Annotated in this window: 14 protein-coding genes and 5 pseudogenes; 5 read left to right on the plus strand and 14 right to left on the minus strand. The window is 61.3% G+C overall.

The genetic code is table 11. From position 1 onward, the window contains the following. Window positions 1-327: 327 nt before the first annotated feature. The 3 genes and pseudogenes from ACFLEY_RS47715 to ACFLEY_RS47725 form a co-directional block, all read right to left on the minus strand. A complete protein-coding gene (locus tag ACFLEY_RS47715; RefSeq protein WP_232674852.1) occupies window positions 328-579 on the minus strand; it encodes a hypothetical protein in 252 nt (83 codons plus the stop codon). 2 nt (window positions 580-581) lie between these two features. After that, a pseudogene (locus tag ACFLEY_RS47720) lies at window positions 582-721 on the minus strand (transposase domain-containing protein); the annotation flags it as partial. Window positions 722-835: 114 nt separating this feature from the next. After that, window positions 836-1,355 (minus strand): annotated as a pseudogene (locus ACFLEY_RS47725) (tyrosine-type recombinase/integrase); the annotation flags it as partial. On the opposite strand from ACFLEY_RS47725, the pseudogene ACFLEY_RS47730 reads away from it, so the two are divergent. After that, window positions 1,344-1,571 (plus strand): annotated as a pseudogene (locus ACFLEY_RS47730) (transposase); the annotation flags it as partial. The pseudogenes ACFLEY_RS47725 and ACFLEY_RS47730 sit on opposite strands and share 12 nt — an antisense overlap. Window positions 1,572-1,721: 150 nt before the next feature. Here ACFLEY_RS47730 and ACFLEY_RS47735 read toward each other — a convergent pair. Continuing rightward, window positions 1,722-3,077 (minus strand): hypothetical protein, encoded by a 1,356-nt coding sequence (locus ACFLEY_RS47735; protein WP_129557674.1) that lies wholly within the window; start codon window positions 3,075-3,077, stop codon window positions 1,722-1,724. Beyond that, window positions 3,074-3,427: a hypothetical protein gene (locus ACFLEY_RS47740; RefSeq protein ID WP_028154582.1), complete on the minus strand. Its 354-nt coding sequence runs from the start codon at window positions 3,425-3,427 to the stop codon at window positions 3,074-3,076. Before ACFLEY_RS47740 ends, ACFLEY_RS47735 begins: the two co-directional genes overlap by 4 nt. 652 nt (window positions 3,428-4,079) lie before the next feature. Here ACFLEY_RS47740 and ACFLEY_RS47745 point away from each other — a divergent pair. Next, window positions 4,080-5,990: a trehalose-6-phosphate synthase gene (locus ACFLEY_RS47745; protein WP_193376138.1), complete on the plus strand. Its 1,911-nt coding sequence runs from the start codon at window positions 4,080-4,082 to the stop codon at window positions 5,988-5,990. A gap of 29 nt (window positions 5,991-6,019) precedes the next feature. Continuing rightward, window positions 6,020-6,826 (plus strand): annotated as a pseudogene (istA, locus tag ACFLEY_RS47750) (IS21-like element IS1631 family transposase); the annotation flags it as partial. A gap of 96 nt (window positions 6,827-6,922) precedes the next feature. On the opposite strand, the gene istB (ACFLEY_RS47755) reads toward istA (ACFLEY_RS47750), so the two are convergent. After that, window positions 6,923-7,684 (minus strand): IS21-like element ISFK1 family helper ATPase IstB, encoded by a 762-nt coding sequence (gene istB, locus ACFLEY_RS47755; protein WP_011090937.1) that lies wholly within the window; start codon window positions 7,682-7,684, stop codon window positions 6,923-6,925. An 18-nt stretch (window positions 7,685-7,702) separates the two neighbouring features. Further along, window positions 7,703-9,244, minus strand: a complete 1,542-nt coding sequence (istA, locus tag ACFLEY_RS47760; RefSeq protein ID WP_060913155.1) for an IS21-like element ISFK1 family transposase — start codon at window positions 9,242-9,244, stop codon at window positions 7,703-7,705. A gap of 168 nt (window positions 9,245-9,412) precedes the next feature. Here istA (ACFLEY_RS47760) and istA (ACFLEY_RS47765) point away from each other — a divergent pair. After that, window positions 9,413-10,375: pseudogene (istA, locus tag ACFLEY_RS47765) on the plus strand (IS21-like element IS1631 family transposase); the annotation flags it as partial. Between the two features lie 4 nt (window positions 10,376-10,379). Continuing rightward, window positions 10,380-11,147, plus strand: coding sequence for an IS21-like element IS1631 family helper ATPase IstB (istB, locus tag ACFLEY_RS47770; protein ID WP_038952109.1), 768 nt, complete (start codon window positions 10,380-10,382; stop codon window positions 11,145-11,147). 169 nt (window positions 11,148-11,316) lie between these two features. Here the strand turns inward: istB (ACFLEY_RS47770) and ACFLEY_RS47775 are convergent, their stop codons facing one another. The 7 genes from ACFLEY_RS47775 to ACFLEY_RS47805 form a co-directional block, all read right to left on the minus strand. Continuing rightward, window positions 11,317-11,670, minus strand: coding sequence for a YscO family type III secretion system apparatus protein (locus tag ACFLEY_RS47775; RefSeq protein ID WP_028154237.1), 354 nt, complete (start codon window positions 11,668-11,670; stop codon window positions 11,317-11,319). Between the two features lie 71 nt (window positions 11,671-11,741). Next, the gene (gene sctN / locus ACFLEY_RS47780) at window positions 11,742-13,058 is read right to left on the minus strand and encodes a type III secretion system ATPase SctN (RefSeq protein WP_028154238.1); all 1,317 of its coding nucleotides are present in this window, start codon (window positions 13,056-13,058) and stop codon (window positions 11,742-11,744) included. 50 nt (window positions 13,059-13,108) lie between these two features. Further along, window positions 13,109-13,735 carry a FliH/SctL family protein gene (locus tag ACFLEY_RS47785; protein WP_028154239.1) on the minus strand — a complete coding sequence of 209 codons (627 nt, stop codon included), beginning with the start codon at window positions 13,733-13,735 and terminating at the stop codon, window positions 13,109-13,111. Further along, complete coding sequence (locus tag ACFLEY_RS47790; protein ID WP_028154240.1) at window positions 13,714-14,439, minus strand: hypothetical protein; 726 nt, start codon at window positions 14,437-14,439, stop codon at window positions 13,714-13,716. Before ACFLEY_RS47790 ends, ACFLEY_RS47785 begins: the two co-directional genes overlap by 22 nt. Continuing rightward, on the minus strand, window positions 14,436-15,158 hold the full coding sequence (gene sctJ, locus ACFLEY_RS47795; protein ID WP_157790553.1) for a type III secretion system inner membrane ring lipoprotein SctJ: 723 nt from the start codon (window positions 15,156-15,158) through the stop codon (window positions 14,436-14,438). Before sctJ ends, ACFLEY_RS47790 begins: the two co-directional genes overlap by 4 nt. 41 nt (window positions 15,159-15,199) lie before the next feature. After that, complete coding sequence (locus ACFLEY_RS47800) at window positions 15,200-15,634, minus strand: EscI/YscI/HrpB family type III secretion system inner rod protein (protein WP_080586868.1); 435 nt, start codon at window positions 15,632-15,634, stop codon at window positions 15,200-15,202. Next, the gene (locus tag ACFLEY_RS47805; RefSeq protein WP_129557672.1) at window positions 15,634-15,882 is read right to left on the minus strand and encodes a hypothetical protein; all 249 of its coding nucleotides are present in this window, start codon (window positions 15,880-15,882) and stop codon (window positions 15,634-15,636) included. The genes ACFLEY_RS47800 and ACFLEY_RS47805 overlap by 1 nt, the downstream gene beginning before the upstream one ends. Window positions 15,883-16,274 lie beyond the last annotated feature (392 nt).

Raw genomic sequence — 16,274 nt, forward strand, 5'->3', positions numbered from 1 at the left:
CCTAGGAGAAAGGCAGGTAGCCGCTCAAGGGAGTAGTATCCGCTCTCCATGTACCCACGATCGACCGAGCACCAATACAATTTCGATATGGAGCCAGCTGATGACGCTATGCCTTCCAGGAACAACATGCTCAGCGTCCAATGGCCGGTTTAAATGAGTAGGGAACCAGTGCGAGTTTCGGAGCTCACTCACACATGCGGCTGAGAGCGTGCGGTGCTGGCCTGACGCCTGTCGAACACGATGGACACATCGTTCTGCGTGTCCGCGCTCGAAGAGGCCTTGGCGCGCTTCGGCCGGCCTGAGATCTTCAATACCGTAAGCGCCCGGTCATGACCCGGGCTTTTGTTCGCCGCCCTTCTCGCCGCGGCCGCGATTGGTTTTGTGCTCGCGGATGAAGTCGGTCAGGCTTTCGAGGCCGAAGTCAGTGAAGGCGGGGATCTGCTGATCGTCGGGCCCGTAGACCCAGAGGCAACTGTCTTCCGGCTCCAGGTCGACATAGACCTCCCACAGCAGTTCGGCGTCCTCGCCGAGCATTTCGGCAGCGAGCGGGAGGGTGTAAACCCGGGTGATCGCAGCCACGGTCAGGCCGCCAGTCTGGCGTCGGATGGGGCGCGCCAGTTCCAGGGAAGAAGCTCGTCGATGCGATTGGCTGCGTGGTCGCTGACGCGGCTATCAGGTCGGCGAGATAGGCCTCCGGATTGATGCCGTTCAGCTTGCAGCTTTATGCCGCCCGCCGAACTATGCCGAACGGATTTGGTACGGCACGCCGTTGTCACGCTGGCACGCGTCGATCGCGTGCAGGGCAGCCCCATTCCTTTCGGCAGAGTCTGGTCGTTCAGAGCGCCTCGAGGAAGGCGAGTAGGCGGTCGTTCGGCTGGAAGCGGGTTCGCTTGCCGCGCTCGTACGGCTTGAGCTTCGCCAGGGCAGCTTCCTTGAGCGCGAGGTGGGCGTGCAGGTACGTCTGCGTGGTCTCGACCGATTCATGACCGAGCCACAGCGCGATCACGGAGCAGTCGACGCCGGCTTGCAGCAGTTCCATCGCAGCGCTGTGCCTCAGCACGTGCGGTGACACGCTCTTGGCCTTCAAAGACGGGCAACTCTTGTGAGCGACACGAACATGCTTTCCCAGCAGGGGACTGGACGCTATCGGCACTGAGCCTGCCCCCGTGCACGTTCGGGAACAACGCTGTTGCTCCTTTCCGCAACGGTTCCTTGAGCCATGCCTGGCGTGCACACCGAGCGAGTGTGGTCAGCGGAGTGGTCCGCTCCTTCCGCCCTTTACCGACGCATCGTACGTGTGCGCCAGACCCGAGGTGGACGGCATCCCGGTCAAGGCTAGTCAGCTGCTCCATACGGCCGCTTATTGGCTGATGCTGACCGTGCGCGACGCCATTCCCAAAGCCCGGGAATTGGCCGCTGCCGAGTTCGCGACGCTGCGTCTTCGGCTCTTGAAAATCGCCGCCCGTGTCGTCGAGACCACGAGCCGCATTAGCCTTGCGTTTGCCGCGGCATGTCCCGAAGCCGACCTGATCTGCGGCTTGCCCGGCGCGCTGCTGCCGCTCGGTCCTTGACCGGCGGGGCGTCCGCCCCCGTTCGCCCAACCCATCCCTCAAGCGCGTTGCAAAGTACCGGTCGTCAGGCGGCGAAAAGCCGAAGGCAATCCTGTGCGCCTCGTCAGACAAGATGTGCGGCCGCATCAATCGGGCCCAAAAGCCGCACTCTCACGAATAGGACGGGCTAGGGGCCGTACTGGCGCCACTGCCACGACTAGCGCGTTCGGCTTGCCAGGCCAGCTCGCGCACATGCGTTCCCGTAGCAAACACTGGTCCAATCTCTGGATGATGCAGCTCCTGAGGGACGACCTGAGAGAGTTCTCCAACCAGCTGCCGACCAACGGCGCGTTGTGTCACCCGGTCGATTGCGTCAACGACAGTGAGCCTTGACGGCGGTTCTTCCTCGGCCGAGGTCTCCTCGGCTCGACGACCACGCCAAATTGTCACGGGCCTGTCGGGCTCGGCAAGACGAGCAGATGCGCAAGTAACGGCAACGTCGAGGGCCTCGGCCGCAGCGGAGATGGCTGGCCAGCGGAGATCGAAGCCCCCGGCTTGGCCACGACCATTCAATTCTCCCTGTATTGCCTGTTGTATTAGGGAGTTGACGCCGGATTGCGCGCAACTGGCTGCTGCTCCCCGCAGGTTCAGCAGGGCATCGTGCGAAACAAGCTGGAAGGCATAAGCCACGAAGTTTGCGACCTCACGGGTGTAGCAGTAAGCTGTGTTGGCGTTGGATTGAACCACCGCTTTGTAGGCATCGACCTTGCTATGCGATGAGCTTCGAAGGTGCCCAAAAGCATTCACGCCCGTGTGCGCAGCGAAGCCGAAGGTCATAGCGGCTGCCGCCAGACTGGGCAACAGACGTGTCAGCTGGCTTGCGGGCACGTCGGGAGTTCCCGCCGTCGCGAGGGCCGCTGATGGCGCCGACCGCTCTCCCTGAAATCCTCTGCGATAAGCCTCCCAATTATCGGTCGCCCGCCATGTGTGCACGCCCGCTCTTGCACCCGCGATCAATCCCATCGCCATGTTGACCGCAGCATGTGCTGCCATCGCCGTATCGCTGACCTGTTGTGGCTGTTCCGGGCGACCGGAAAGCACCTGCACCGCCCCCTGTACGAGGCGACCCGCAAAGGTCTCGAACGCCCCCAGCGCTCCATTCGCGGCCACCAGCGTGGCCGTCCGACGCCACCATCGGGCGCGGCCAGCAGGGAGAGCACGTTGCTCCGTCCCTGCGTCCGCATCAGGTCGCGGCGATACGCTGTCCTCAAGCAGAGGCTCGGCGTACCCAGCAGCATCCTCTTCCACGAGTGAGTTTCCCGAGTGCAATGTCCCCGTACTGGCAAGCTCACAAGCCATCGAAAGTTGTTCAGATGCGTTTTCTTGCTCCGCTCGCTGGTTATCTGTCAGCGTGGGCGGCCCGCTGGTGCTGTCGCGATCCCAAACCCGCACAGCCGTTAGGTCACCTGCGCGCTGAGTCTCAGCCGCAGCTGCGCTATCCACCACACGTGAAATGCCTGTGATCATGTCGCGCTCCGCCCGTCTCGCCAAGCTTTAGCCTGCACCGCCAAGGCATCCAGCAACGGCGCAAAGGTCGGGGGAGCGATCTGCGCAAACTCGAACTTCTGACCCAAGATAAGGTGTTGACTCAACGGATTGACGAAGAACAGCGGCGCACCAAGCAGGAAGTTCTCGAGGTTTCGGGACAATGCAAGTCCAACCAAGTCATGCTCGGCTGCCGTCGAAAGCAGGCCTGCGTCGAGCAGCACAGCGGCCAGATCATGCCGGTCTCCACATGGATGGATGAATGTGCAGACGATGTCGTGCACAATCAGCGTTCGTTCCCGAGCGAAGTGACCAACATCGTCCAGCTTCATTGTACTGGAGTAGTGGCTGAGCCACTGAGAGAAAGCACATGCCACAACGACTCTCCATGGCAGTTATTGTCACTTTAACCGTTGAATATCTCAGGTGTGTGACTGCGTCGCCATTCGGCGCGCCGTCGCTTCGGCGATCACCGAGCATTTGGCACGAGTGCGCTCTGCCGAGCCAAGTAGGTAAAGTGCGGGGCGCCGAGGTCCCGACCTCCGCCTGCTGTGCCTCGGACCGGAAGCAACGATGTTGTGGGCGGACTTGATATTGCGATTAACCGTTCGGCATGCAATTTTGCGTTGCTCGGCATAGATCGCCATCAATTAGGAGATGAAGATGCAAGACATACGATTGAATGTTCCGCTTGTGGGCCATCGAAGGCAGCTGTGACTTTCTTGGCGTGAACGGCTGGAAACGAGAAGGGCGGAATCGTAACGTCGGTCATGGCGGGCGTGGCGTTCGCGGTTGGAGGTGATGGGGTTGGCTTCGCAACCGAATCCTACGCCGCATCAGCGCTTTACACCACGCTCGCCAGCCTCTCAGGCGCCCTCTCGCGAATAAGACGGGCTAGCTCCGCCACCCTGGCGTCGTGGGGATATCGCTCGGAGCCGATCTGCGACTGAATCAAACGCAAACAGCGACGAACGGAGTTTTGGGATGATTCGAATTCATAATGCTCTCGACACGGCAACGTTGGCTTACAGCAGTACATCGGGCGCTGCGCAGCAAGATGAAACCATAAACCAGCACGCCTTTGACCAGCAGCCGGACGAGATATCGCCGAAGCTGGATGAACCAGGCGGTGCACGTCCTGCCCATTCTATTGCCTCGGGCGGGGTGGCTGATGTGGTTAACCAGCAACCTGATTTGAAGCTTGTCGTCATTTCGAACCGCGTTGCGCCCTTCGACCCCAGTAAACCCCAGACCGGCGGCCTTGCCGCGGCCCTTGAGCCGGTCGTGCAACGGTCCGGGGCGGTCTGGGTCGGTTCCTCGGATAACCGGGGCGACGGGACCGAGCGCCCCCTGCCACTGGTGGAAACTGGAGCGGGTTTTGTGGCCAGGCTCGATCTGCCGGCCGCGGACTATCCTGGCTACTATCGAGGTTTTTCGAATTCGACGCTGTGGCCAGCGTTGCACTCCCTGCCCGAGCGCATGTCGGGCTCGGACGATTATGACAGCTATCAAAGGACCAACGGGTTTATTGCGCGTGCCGTCTTCGACGTACGCGATCGGGACGCATTCTGGGTGCATGACTATCATCTGATTCCGCTCGGGGCCAATCTGCATGACCTAGGCATTGAGCGGCCAACCGGCTTCTTCCTTCACACGCCCTGGCCCTCGCCCGACATGATAGAGCGTGTGCCCAATCATCGCGAACAGATGACGTCGATGCTTAAATACGACCTGCTCGGCTTCCAGACGAACCGGGATTTGAACAATTTCGCGGCCTGTCTGCAAACCCATTTTGAACTGGAGAGCAAGAATGGCGTCGTGACAACGGAACGCGGCCAGACGCGACTTCAAAAGTTCCCAATCGGTATCGATCCCAAGCAGTTCGCAGAGTATCTTGCGGCAGACCTTTCTCCCGCAGAGCATGAAAAAGTCTCGTCATTATTGCAAAACTTCGAGGGCGCGAAGTTTGCGATCGGCGTCGACCGGCTCGACTACACGAAGGGTATCGACAAACGGGTCGAAGCCTTCAATCAGGTTTTAGCGGCCGAGCCGCCGCGCAGTATCTCGCTGTTGCAGATCACGCCCTCTTCACGCGCTGACGTCGAACAATACCAGAAATATAAAGACGACGTGGAGACCGAGATCAACCGTGTCAATAACGAACATGGCACCGAGAAGTGGCAGCCGATCCACTACAAGAATGACTCGTTCAGCCAGGCTGCGCTCGCGCGGCTTTACCGCGCAGCCCATGTTGGCGTCGTGACGCCGCTGCGCGACGGCATGAATCTTGTGGCGAAAGAATATGTTGCCACACAAGACCCGGAGGATCCCGGCGTGCTGATCCTATCCAAGTTTGCCGGCGCGGCTGAGGATTTCAACGAAGACGAGGCGCTGCTGGTGGATCCGAACCACCCCGAAGAGATCGCAGCCGCTTTTTCGAAGGCGACCCACATGCCGCTTGAGGAGCGTGTCACCCGCTGGCGCTCGATGATGGACAAGATTGAATCGTATACCATCCACGACTGGTCGGCGGATTTTGTTCGAGAGCTCGATAAAAGCCGAGTTACTGTTCCCGCTAATCATTTCCACCATCTCGGCCTTGGCTGGACCAACGAGGCTCAAATGCCGCTGTACCAGGATCACGCCAAGGCTTTGACCGCATACAACGAGATCGCCCCCATGGATGCCGCCTTGAAAGAGGCTGCCTATGCAGATGTTAAGTCAAGTTTTGAGGCGCTAGCGGCTCCACTGATGCATACACAGGACAGACTCTGGATCCTGCCGGCATCGGACAGCTTCGCAAACTTCTCACAGAGGCCCCGTGGGTCGGTCAAAATCCCCCGGGTATGGTCACTTGAAACTCCCCCACCTGATGATCGCCGTCAGCGCCGCTGAACAGCAGTAGCCGGTCAGGCAGGACGTTTATGTTCGACCCCTTTAGCCAGCAAGGGGCCGGGGAGTTGAACGTCTTGAAGCGACATCTGCAAAGCACCGTACTTACATTACTTGATCGCAACACCAGCCAGCGCGAGATTCACCGGCTGACGGGTGTCGATCGCAAGACGATCCGGCGTTATCAGGCGCTGCGGGCCGGTGCGGAGGCAAATTCCCCCGGGGAAGTGACCACCGGCTCGGTGAGCGCGGACGGCCAAATTCCTCCACCCCGACCACCGGCTTTTGGGACATCGGAAGCGACGGTCACCAGCAGCCTGGCCCGTTCGGCTTGCGAAGCGCATCGGACGTGGATCGAAGAACAGGTCCGGCTGAAGCGGAACGCGCAGGCGATTTACCAGGACCTGGTTGATCAATTTGGCTTTCCGTCCAGCTACCAGAGTGTCAAGCGGTTTGTGCGCCGGTTGCGGCACGCTGATCCTGAGCAGTTTGATCGTCTTGAGTTCCTCCCCGGCGAGGAAGCTCAGGTCGACTATGGCGAGGGCGCGCCGACGGTTGATCCGAAGAGCGGGCGGTACCGTCGTCCTCGCCTGTTCGTGATGACGCTACGCTACTCGCGGCGCAGCTTCCGGCGGGTAGTCTGGAAGTCCAGCCAACAAGTCTGGGCGCAGCTCCACGAAGAGGCGTTCCGGTATTTTGGCGGGGTCCCCAGCTATGTCGTGCTCGACAACCTGAAGGAAGGCGTCCTCAAGCCGGATTTGTACGAGCCCCAGCTCAACCCGATTTACAGCGCGATGCTGGCTCATTACGCCGTGGTCGCCGATCCCGCGCGCGTGGCTGCGGATTTCACGGATCGTGAGCATCGATTTCGCGCGATCGTGAGCACTGAATTCAGACGATCGTGAGCAGCCCGCTACGGCCGATGGGAGATAGAGTCAGTGTTCTGGTTGGCCGTCAAGGGTGATGGTTTTGGCGCTGCGTTTTCGCATGCTTTCTCCGGTGAGCTGGAGGCGGTGGGCGTTGTGGACGAGGCGATCGAGAATGGCGTCGGCGACCGTGGGGTCCCCAATGGCTCCATGCCAGGTGTCCACGGGGAGCTGACTTGTGACGATGGTGGATGCGCGGCCATGGCGGTCCTCGAGGATTTCGAGCAGATCGCGGCGTTCCGCGGCGGTGAGCACCGATAGTCCCCAATCATCCAAAATCAGAAGCTGAGCGCGGCCGAGGCTTTTGAGGAGCCGAGCGTAACGTCCGTCTCCGCGCGCGAGCGCGAGCGCCTCGAACAGCCTTGGAACGCGATGATAGAGGACTGATCGGTTGTCGCGGCAGGCCTTGTGGCCGAGCGCGCAGGCTAACCAACTTTTGCCCAGGCCGGTTGCCCCGGTGACGAGCAAATTCTCGTGGCGATCGATCCAGCGACCTTCGACGAGTTTGGCGAAAACGGCGCGGTCGATGCCCCGCGGGGTGCGCAGATCGACGTCCTCGACGCAAGCAGTCTGGCGCAGTGCGGCGATCTTGAGGCGCGTGGTGAGCCGCCTGGTGTCGCGTTCGGCGGCTTCGCGGTCGACCAACAGGCCGATGCGATCTTCGAACGGCAGGGCTTCGAGATCGGGCGATCGGCGCTGCTCCTCGAAGGCCTTGGCCATTCCGGTCAGGCCAAGCTCGATCAGCCGTTCGTGGGTTGGGTGGTTAAGCATGCCGGGTCTCTCCTTGCTTCAGTGGAAGTAGTCGCGTCCGCGGATGTTGCCGTGGCGCAGGGGCTGGTGCTCGAAAGATTCGTCGAAGAACGTGCGATCGAGGCCGTTCTGGAGGATCGATCTAATCGAGGCGACGGAGCGCGCCTTGATGAGGATGCCCCTCCGGCAGGCTGCGTCGAGGCGTTCGGCGCCGTAGCTTTTGACGAGCGCCAGAATGCCAAGGCAGGTTCGAAAGCCTTGTTCTGGATGGGGCCGGGCGTCGATCACGGCCTGGAAAAACGCTGCTGTCGAAGGACCGATCCGCTCGCCGGCGGCGATCACCGCGGCGGGGGTCCATTTGCCGTAGCGGCGATGGGCGCTGGGCATGTGGTCGGCGATGGTGGTGTGTCCGCGTCGGTTGGGCGCGCGGGCATGGCTGGCGATCCGCTGGCCCTTGTGGAAGATCTCGACCGTCCGATCGTCGATACGGGCATCGACCAGCTCGCCAATCAGACGATACGGCGCGGAGTACCAATGGCCGTCGACCTCGACATGATAATCGGGAGCGAGGCGGCAGCGCTTCCAGCGTGCGAAGGCATAAGGCTGATCTGGCAGCGGGGTTAGCTTGGGTTTGTCGAGTTCGGCAAACAGTTCGGCGCGGCTTGAGCCGAAGCCACGCATTTGACGAGCATTGAGTTCGTCGACGAGTGTCTTGATGGCGGCGTTGAGCTCGGCCCGGAAAAAGAAGCGCTGATTGCGCAGCCGGGCCAGAATCCAGCGCTGGGCGATTTGCACCGCGACCTCGACCTTCGCCTTGTCTTTTGGGCGCCGCGGCCGTGCGGCGAGAATGGCCGTGCCGTAATGGCTCGCCATCTCGGCATAAGTGCGATTGAGGCCGGGATCGTAGCGGTCGGGGTTGCTGACGGCGGCTTTGAGGTTGTCGCAGACCACGAACGTCGGCGTTCCGCTCAAAAACGTGAACAAGTTGACGTGGGCCCGGATCCAGTCGGCCAAGCTCTCGCTGGGGCAGGCCTCGGCGTAGGTGTAGTTCGAAGCGCCCATCGCCGCGACGAACAGCTTCATCGGCTGCACTTCCCCGGTCAGGGGATCGACGATGTCGATGGTGTCGCCGGCGAAATCCACGAACACCTTCTCGCCGCCCAGATGAATCTGCCGCATCGAAGGTCGGACCCGCCCCTTCCAGGCCTCGTAGGTAGTGCAGAACCACGTGTACCCGAAACCGTCGGGATTAACGGCGCGATACTCCTCCCAGAGCAGGCGACGGGTTACGTTGCGCCGGCGGAGCTCTTTATCGATGTAGCTCCAGTCGGGCACCGGCCGCTGCGGGCTCTGAGACGCTGGTCGTGGGGCCGGGAAAAGCAAAAGCTCCAGGTCTTCATCGGTCATTCCCTCCGGAAGCGGCCAGCTCAACCCAGCAGAGCGGGCGCGGCTCAGGTAGCTGTGCACAACGCCGTTGCTGACGCCCACGCTCCGCGCGATGGCCCGCTCTGGCAGGCCTTGAAAATGTTTTAACCGAAGGACTTCCTTGATCCGGCGCATCGACAATCTCTGGGTAGGCATTGGACTTCCTCGTTAACCACGAGGTCATCCCTAAGCCGCTTGAGTTGTCGGCCGAAGCGCTGCAAGGCTCCGAAAGCCTTGCTCACGATCCCGCGAAATCGTTGCTCACGATCGTCTGAAATCTCTGCTCACGATCCCCTGAAATCCGCGCTCACGATCCCGCGAAACGCGCACGTGGCCGATCCAAATCGGAAAGGATGCGTCGAGAATGCGATTCAACATACCCAGGGCACTGCGCTGGCCGGACGGCGCTTCGAGACGCTGGAGGCGCAAAACGAGTTCTTGAGGCACTGGGAGGAGAACTGGGCTTCCAAACGCATCCACGGCAGCACGCGCCGTCAGGTCGAGGCGATGTTCCAGGAAGAGAAGCCGCACCTGCGGCCGCTGCCTGTCGCTCCCTTCCGCATCTTCACCGAAGTCGTCCGGACTGTCTGCGACGACACCACCGTACGCGTCGACAACAGCTATTACGCCGCGCGGCCCGCGCCGATCGGCAGCCAGGTCGTCGTGCGCATCTACACCACCACGATCGAGATCCGTGATCGCCACACCCGTGCGCTGCTGCGTGTTCATTCCCGGATGGCGCACCCCGGTTCTGTCGTCCTGCCGACCAGCGAACGGCCGTTCAACCCGTCGCGGCAAACCGCCGTGCTGCTGGCGAGCGCCGAGCGCATCGGACCGCAGACCAGGGCCTTGTGCCAGCAGGTGTTCGACACCGAAGGGCGCCCCGGACAGCGCGCGATGTGGGGCATTGTCGGGCTGGGCCGGAAGTATCCGGCGCGGCTGGTCGAGCAGGCCTGCGCGCACGCCATCGACAACCGCATCTACCGCTACAAGCACGTGCGTGCGACCGTCGAGCGGTTGTTCGAACAGGCGATCGAGCAGGTTGGAGTGACGCCACAGCCGGCATCGCCGCTCACCCAGGATCATCCGCTGATCCGTACCCCCGCGGAATACGGCGACCTCTTCAGCCGCGCTGTGCGGCGCGACGCCGACGACAATGGTCGGCAGGCCGAGGCTCACGACGATCACGCCACGGCAATCCGCGCTCGTGTCGCCTGCGCAACCCCGGCCAACTCCGGCGCCACGAGCGCTCCCGCTGCACCTTCTCACCTTAAACTGGAGACCTAGCCACATGATGACCATGCCGGAAATTGAGCGTTGCCTACGACAGCTGCGCCTGTCGGGTGTCCGCGACACGCTGCAGACGCGCGTGCTCCAGGCGCAGGGCGCCAACCAGCCCTTCCTCGAGACCTTCTCCCTTATCCTGCAGGATGAACTGGACCGTCGTCAGTCCCGTCTTATCGAGCGGCGATACCAGCAATCCGGGCTCGACGAAAAGCTGACGCTCGCCGAGTTCGACTGGTCCTTCAATCCCAAACTGCCACGTCAGACCTGCTTCCAGCTCCACACCCTGGCGTTCATTGCCGCTGGCGAGAACGCTCTGCTTGTTGGCAAACCTGGCACCGGGAAGTCGCACATCGCCAAGGCGATTGCCTATCAGGCGATCCTGCAAAGCCACAAGGTCCAGTATCTTGAGACCGACGACTTCTTCCACCGCTACGCCCTGAACTCTCCGGCACAACGCGAGGTCCGGCTGCGAACCATCATCGACTGCGATCTCCTCGTGCTGGACGATCTATTCCTCGCACGCGCCATCCCCGACGACGCCGGCACTTTGCTGCAGACCCTGATCCATCAGCGTTACAAACTGCGCCGCAGCGTCATCGTCACCTCCAATCGCGTCGTGCAGGATTGGGGGGCATACCTTGGGGACAACACTATGAGCACGACGATCCTCGATCGCCTTATGCATCATTGCCATCTGCTTGAGTTCGACGGACGCAGCTATCGGCTCAAAGAAGCCGCTGAAGCTCTTGCCCGGGAAACAAACTCAAACTAACAGTCCCTTGTCCTGCCTCGCGGGTGGAGGAATTTGACTGACCACACCCGGAGGAATTTGAAGTGACCCGCGGGGCACAGAGGCGCTCCTACACAGAATTTCTGAGGCCCGGCTCCCTCCACAACGGCTGCGCCCGCACCGTAGACGGCCCGCTCCTTGGATCCATAAATTAGACATCCTTCTCCTGCAGCGGGCCGGCTTTCAAGGCACGCACCAAATTGTCGCATTTCTCGAGCCCCCGATATGCCTTACGCGCGGCGTTGTAGGCTTCCTCCCGTGCCTGCCGGGCTTGTTCGGCTTCCGACATTGCCTCCTCAAGGCGCCGTTCGACCAGCCGTTCGTGTTCGTGCAGTGAGATCATCTTCGCCTTCGCCTCCTCAAGATCATTGAGAGCGACGGTTTTGCCGATCAGCAAATCGTATATCGAGCGTTCCAGACGAGGCCGGTCTTGCCGCCATATGCGAAGGTCTGTCAGTGCCGCTTCGATACCCGCATCGGATTTGTCGAGGGCTGACTGCCGCACTCGTAGAGACTCGTCGGCCCGGCGACGCCGCAATTCCCTCAACTGAAGCAATTGATACACGGCCTTGGGAATTATGCCAGGCACGCGGCAAGCTCATGAAGCATTGCGTCGAAGCCAATCTGTTCACATCTCGTCTGTCGCAGGAAGGTCCGTATGTTCTCTATCTTGGCGATAGCCGTATCAGCGTGCGGATCGGCTCCTTGCTTGTACTCGCCGACCCGTATCAATAGTTCCACCTCTTGGTATTTAGCTATCAACGCCCGCAGCTGACCTGCTAACGTCTCATGCCGCGACGACACGATAGCGCTCATGACACGGCTGACGCTTGCCAGAATATCGATAGCAGGATAGTGGTTCGCCATCGCCAAGGTGCGCGAGAGCACAATGTGGCCATCCAGGATGGAACGGGCTTCATCGGCCAGGGGGTCGGCGACGTCGTCGCCCTCGACGAGCACGGTGTAGAACGCGGTTATCGATCCACGATCGTTGTTGCCGGCGCGTTCAATGAGCTGCGGCAAAGTTGCAAAGACCGAGGGCGGGAAACCACGCAGGGTGGCCGGTTCGCCGGCCGCCAGACCAATCTGCCTCTGGGCGCGCGCAAAGCGCGTGACCGAATCCATGAGAAGCAGTACACGCTGTCCCCGATCTCGATACCATTCTGCGATCGCCGTCGCCACATAGGCCGCCTTCACCCGCTCCATCGCGGAACGATCGGAGGTCGCAACGACAAGAACTGATCTCCGTCGCGCTTCTGAGCCGAGATCGTGTTCAATGAACTCCTTCACCTCTCGGCCACGCTCGCCAATCAGCGCTGTCACAGTCACGTCAACCGCCGCGTTACGCGCCAGCATCGACAGCAGCGTGCTCTTGCCGCCGCCCGCCGCGGCAAAGATTCCGATGCGTTGTCCCTCCCCGCACGTCAAAAGACCATCGATTGCCCGTATACCGACTGGAAGAACGCGATCAATGACGCGCCGGGTCAAGGGACCCGGCGCCTCGCCTTGGACTGGCACGCGGGCGTCTGGAAGCAAGGGCCCATGCGCGGATGTGTCGAGAGGGCGGCCGAGACCGTCAAGCACCCGGCCAAGCAGGTTCCAGCCCGCGGGCACCATCATAGGCTCTCCCATCGGGATCACCTCGGTGAGGGTAGAAAGTCCCTGTATTTTGCCAAGCGGCGTCAGAATGGCGATGTCGTGCTGAAACCCGATCACTTCCGCCGACAATTCGCAGTTGTTCTCGGGATTGCGGAGCGTGCACAGGTCGCCTATGCGGGCGCCAGGTGCCGTTGCACGGATGATTGTCCCAACGATTTGAAGGACTCGGCCGCGGACACGCAATGTCGACGTCTGCGCCACCGCCGTGCGAGCACGCTGGAACAAGCGATCGATGTCGTCGTGCGGAGAATGAATGGCGGTGGTTGCCGTCGGTAGCTCGGAAATCACGTTGCGGAGGCCTTTAGGTTATTGCGCAGGCCGGCTTCGATCGCCGCTAATTGGCTTTCGATCGTGGCGTCGACGAGGCCAGCATCGGTTTCAAGGATGCATCCGGCATCTTTGACGCGCGAATCAGACACGAGTTCGACGACTGCGCGCGACGTCGCCGTCAAGAGCAGCTCGTTCAATCGTCTGCGAACAGTTTCGATATACGCCGGTGCCACGCGTAAGCGGACGAAGGAGCTATGGCCCGTGAATCTCAGGCTGTGCAAAGCGAGCTGCACCGTAGCGTCATCCGGTGCGATGGTGTCGATCACCCGACGTGCGATTTGCAGGCCCATGTCGACGATCCGCTCTTGATTCTCCTCCATGATCCGCAGAGACGCCACGGCGATCGCGGTCAACCGCTGTTCGATGGTCGCTTGCGCCGCTATCAGCGCGGCTTCCTTGGCTGCCGTCTCGATCATCCCTACGGTTTCGCGCGCACCATCCACGAGCGCGTCCGCATCGCGTCGCGCCTGAGTGAGCAGTTGCTCTGCGGCCACGATCGTCTGTGCGCTTGCCGCCGGCAGGACCCGCCCTGGGCCGAGGATGCTGACCCTGCCAGACGTCAGTTGAACCAGTGCGACCATGTTGGCATCTTTTTGCGGACTAGGCGCCGCATCGCACGAAAGGCATCTTCGCCGGCACTGTCGTCACGGCAGGCGTCCGCCACCACCATCCAGATCGCTACAGGTCGGCGCAATCGTAGTCGGGCGCGCAGCCCATGCGGGATGGCGCCTATCGCAAGGCCGAACATCACCGCACCGCGGTAGAGGAATGCACGAGGCCCAGCCGGCATCTCGGAAGCGTTGACCGCGGACATTAGTTCGGCGGTCGGTCGCGGTAGCAGTGCGGCATGCGAAACGAATGCCAAGGCCTCTTCTCCGAGAACGGCGCGCGCCGCCACAACATCGACCGTCCGAAGAAGGCCGATGAGGCTGGACACGCCGGTCCAAGCTCCAGCGAGGCAGATAAGGCGTGCAGCGTCGGGCGTCGGCAGAAATGCGAGCCGGGCCCGTCGTGCGTTGCCGGCCAAAATAATCGCGGACGCTTCACCACCTTGGCCGCGAAGCAGCCAACGTCCAAGCTTGACGCGGATAAGCGGGTCGGACTGAGCGATTTCCAGAGGCATCCATTCGGGCCAATCGGTCGCTATTGTATTATCGAAATCGGCCGCAGGATCGGCGATGCAGCGCACCATCGCTCCCGCCCACGGCGTATCAAGCCATTCATCCGGGATTGTTGCTGAGCTCGTTGCGAGCATGGTCGGATTGTTCGCTTCGCCAAAGTTCATGACGCTGCCATACCGTTCCTACGGTTAAAGCGCCGCCACCATATGAGACAGACGAGCACTGCATTGCCGATCAACGATGCCGCCATGCCGCCGACGAGGCCGATCAAAAGATGCGATGGGTCGCTACGTTCTGACGCCCGACGCTGCGTGGTATTGTCCTGATTTGCCTCTACAAGGGCAACTGAGACCCGATCATAGGACAGGCCCCTCAAGCTATTTGCGACCAGCTCCTTGATCTTCGGCACGACCTGATCGATCGGAGCACCGGGCTTGTAACGGACGAGCACCGCTGCAGTTGGCGAGGCGGGTGGACTACGATCGTCACTCGCGCTTTCCGGCAAGACCGCGTGGACTCGGGCATTGAGCACGCCGTCGATAATGGACAGAGTCTGCGAAAGCTCCTGCGTGACACCATAAATGTAGCGCACACGCTCTTCTGTGTCCGACGAGATCATCCGGTCCTTCTTGAAGAGAGTGCCCATTTCGGCGAAATGATCGCGAGGCCACCCCGCGCTGTCCAACACAGTCATGGCACGCGGCACGTCTTCTGCTGGCACCACGAGCGAGGTCGTGCCGCCGGTGTCTGTCGTCCGCTCCGCGTGGATCCCTTGTCGCATAAGCAACGCAAGCATTTCGTTAGCCTCGCGCGCTGAAAGGTTGCGATAGAGCTCGATCTTCGATCCGCAGCCCGCCAGGGTGAATAGCACCAGAACCGCCACCGCCCGCTTCAATACAGACACCACGCCCGCATCATCGTGGCTTATTGGCCGCTCAGGAAAGTTTCGAGCGTACGGGTCGCCTTCCCAACCACCTTGGTCACAAGGTCGTACTGCAGGCTCATCGCTGATAGCTCGACCTGCGCGTCGAGCCACTCAGCCGAGCGAATGTTCCCCGTGTTCAGGCCTTCGGCAGCGCTGCGAACGCCTTGCATGGATTGTGCAAAGCCTGCGCTCAGTTTTTCCATACCACTGAGGATATCATCGGATAGGCGAGGAGCGAGCGGCCCCCCTCTCTCCTCCGTCAGCCCACCTCCAGCCATGATCAGCGGTTCGTTAGCTCGCTGCGATGGCACGGATGGCTCCAGCACGGCTCGAAACGCTTCAACGGATTCAGCCGACACTTTCGATGCGTCTCGCATCTCCATCGAAAACAAGGCTGGCCGTGCTTGCGAGAGGATACTACCTACGCTGCTCATCAGATGTCCTTTCCTGCGGTATGTGCCGGCGCGGTCTGGCGCAAGGCCGTGTGGAACCTATCGAGGCAGGGCTCGCCACTTGGCAGGTGCCTGAGCACAGTATCGCGTTCGCTTAGGCGTCCAGTAAGCCCAAGAGCCAGGGCCTGAAACGCCATCCCATATGCATCATTCGCTTTGGCAAGAGGATCGAGTCGTTCCAGCGCTGCTGGAATATCGCCTGCCGTCAGATCTGCGACCGCATAAGCCATGACACACTCCCGACTGCCCGGCGCAATGACGTCAAGCCCCTTCGCGATCCGCCTCGCCCTCACCACGTCGTTCGTGACACAAGCCAAGAATGCCGCCTCGGTGAGACGTCGCAGGAGGCCGACGCGACTGTCGGGTGTCGCACAAGTCGACAACCAAGACATACCTGCCGAATCCCTGTCCCTCACCGAGTCACGTGTCGTTTGCTGATCATCCATGTCATGTCCCGCCACCGACCTTGGCCGGTAAAACATCGCGGCAGCCCCCGAAAGGACGCGCGCTCGCACCCCCGCGGCCAAGCACCCATCCCGCCACCACATCCAATACCGCTGACCACGGCCAGTAGCACTCGACAAGACCGTCTGCCGAGCGGCGTTGCCCGCTGCAAGCGATG

Source organism: Bradyrhizobium sp. YCK136, assembly GCF_044570075.1.
GTDB classification, from domain to species: domain Bacteria; phylum Pseudomonadota; class Alphaproteobacteria; order Rhizobiales; family Xanthobacteraceae; genus Bradyrhizobium; species Bradyrhizobium diazoefficiens.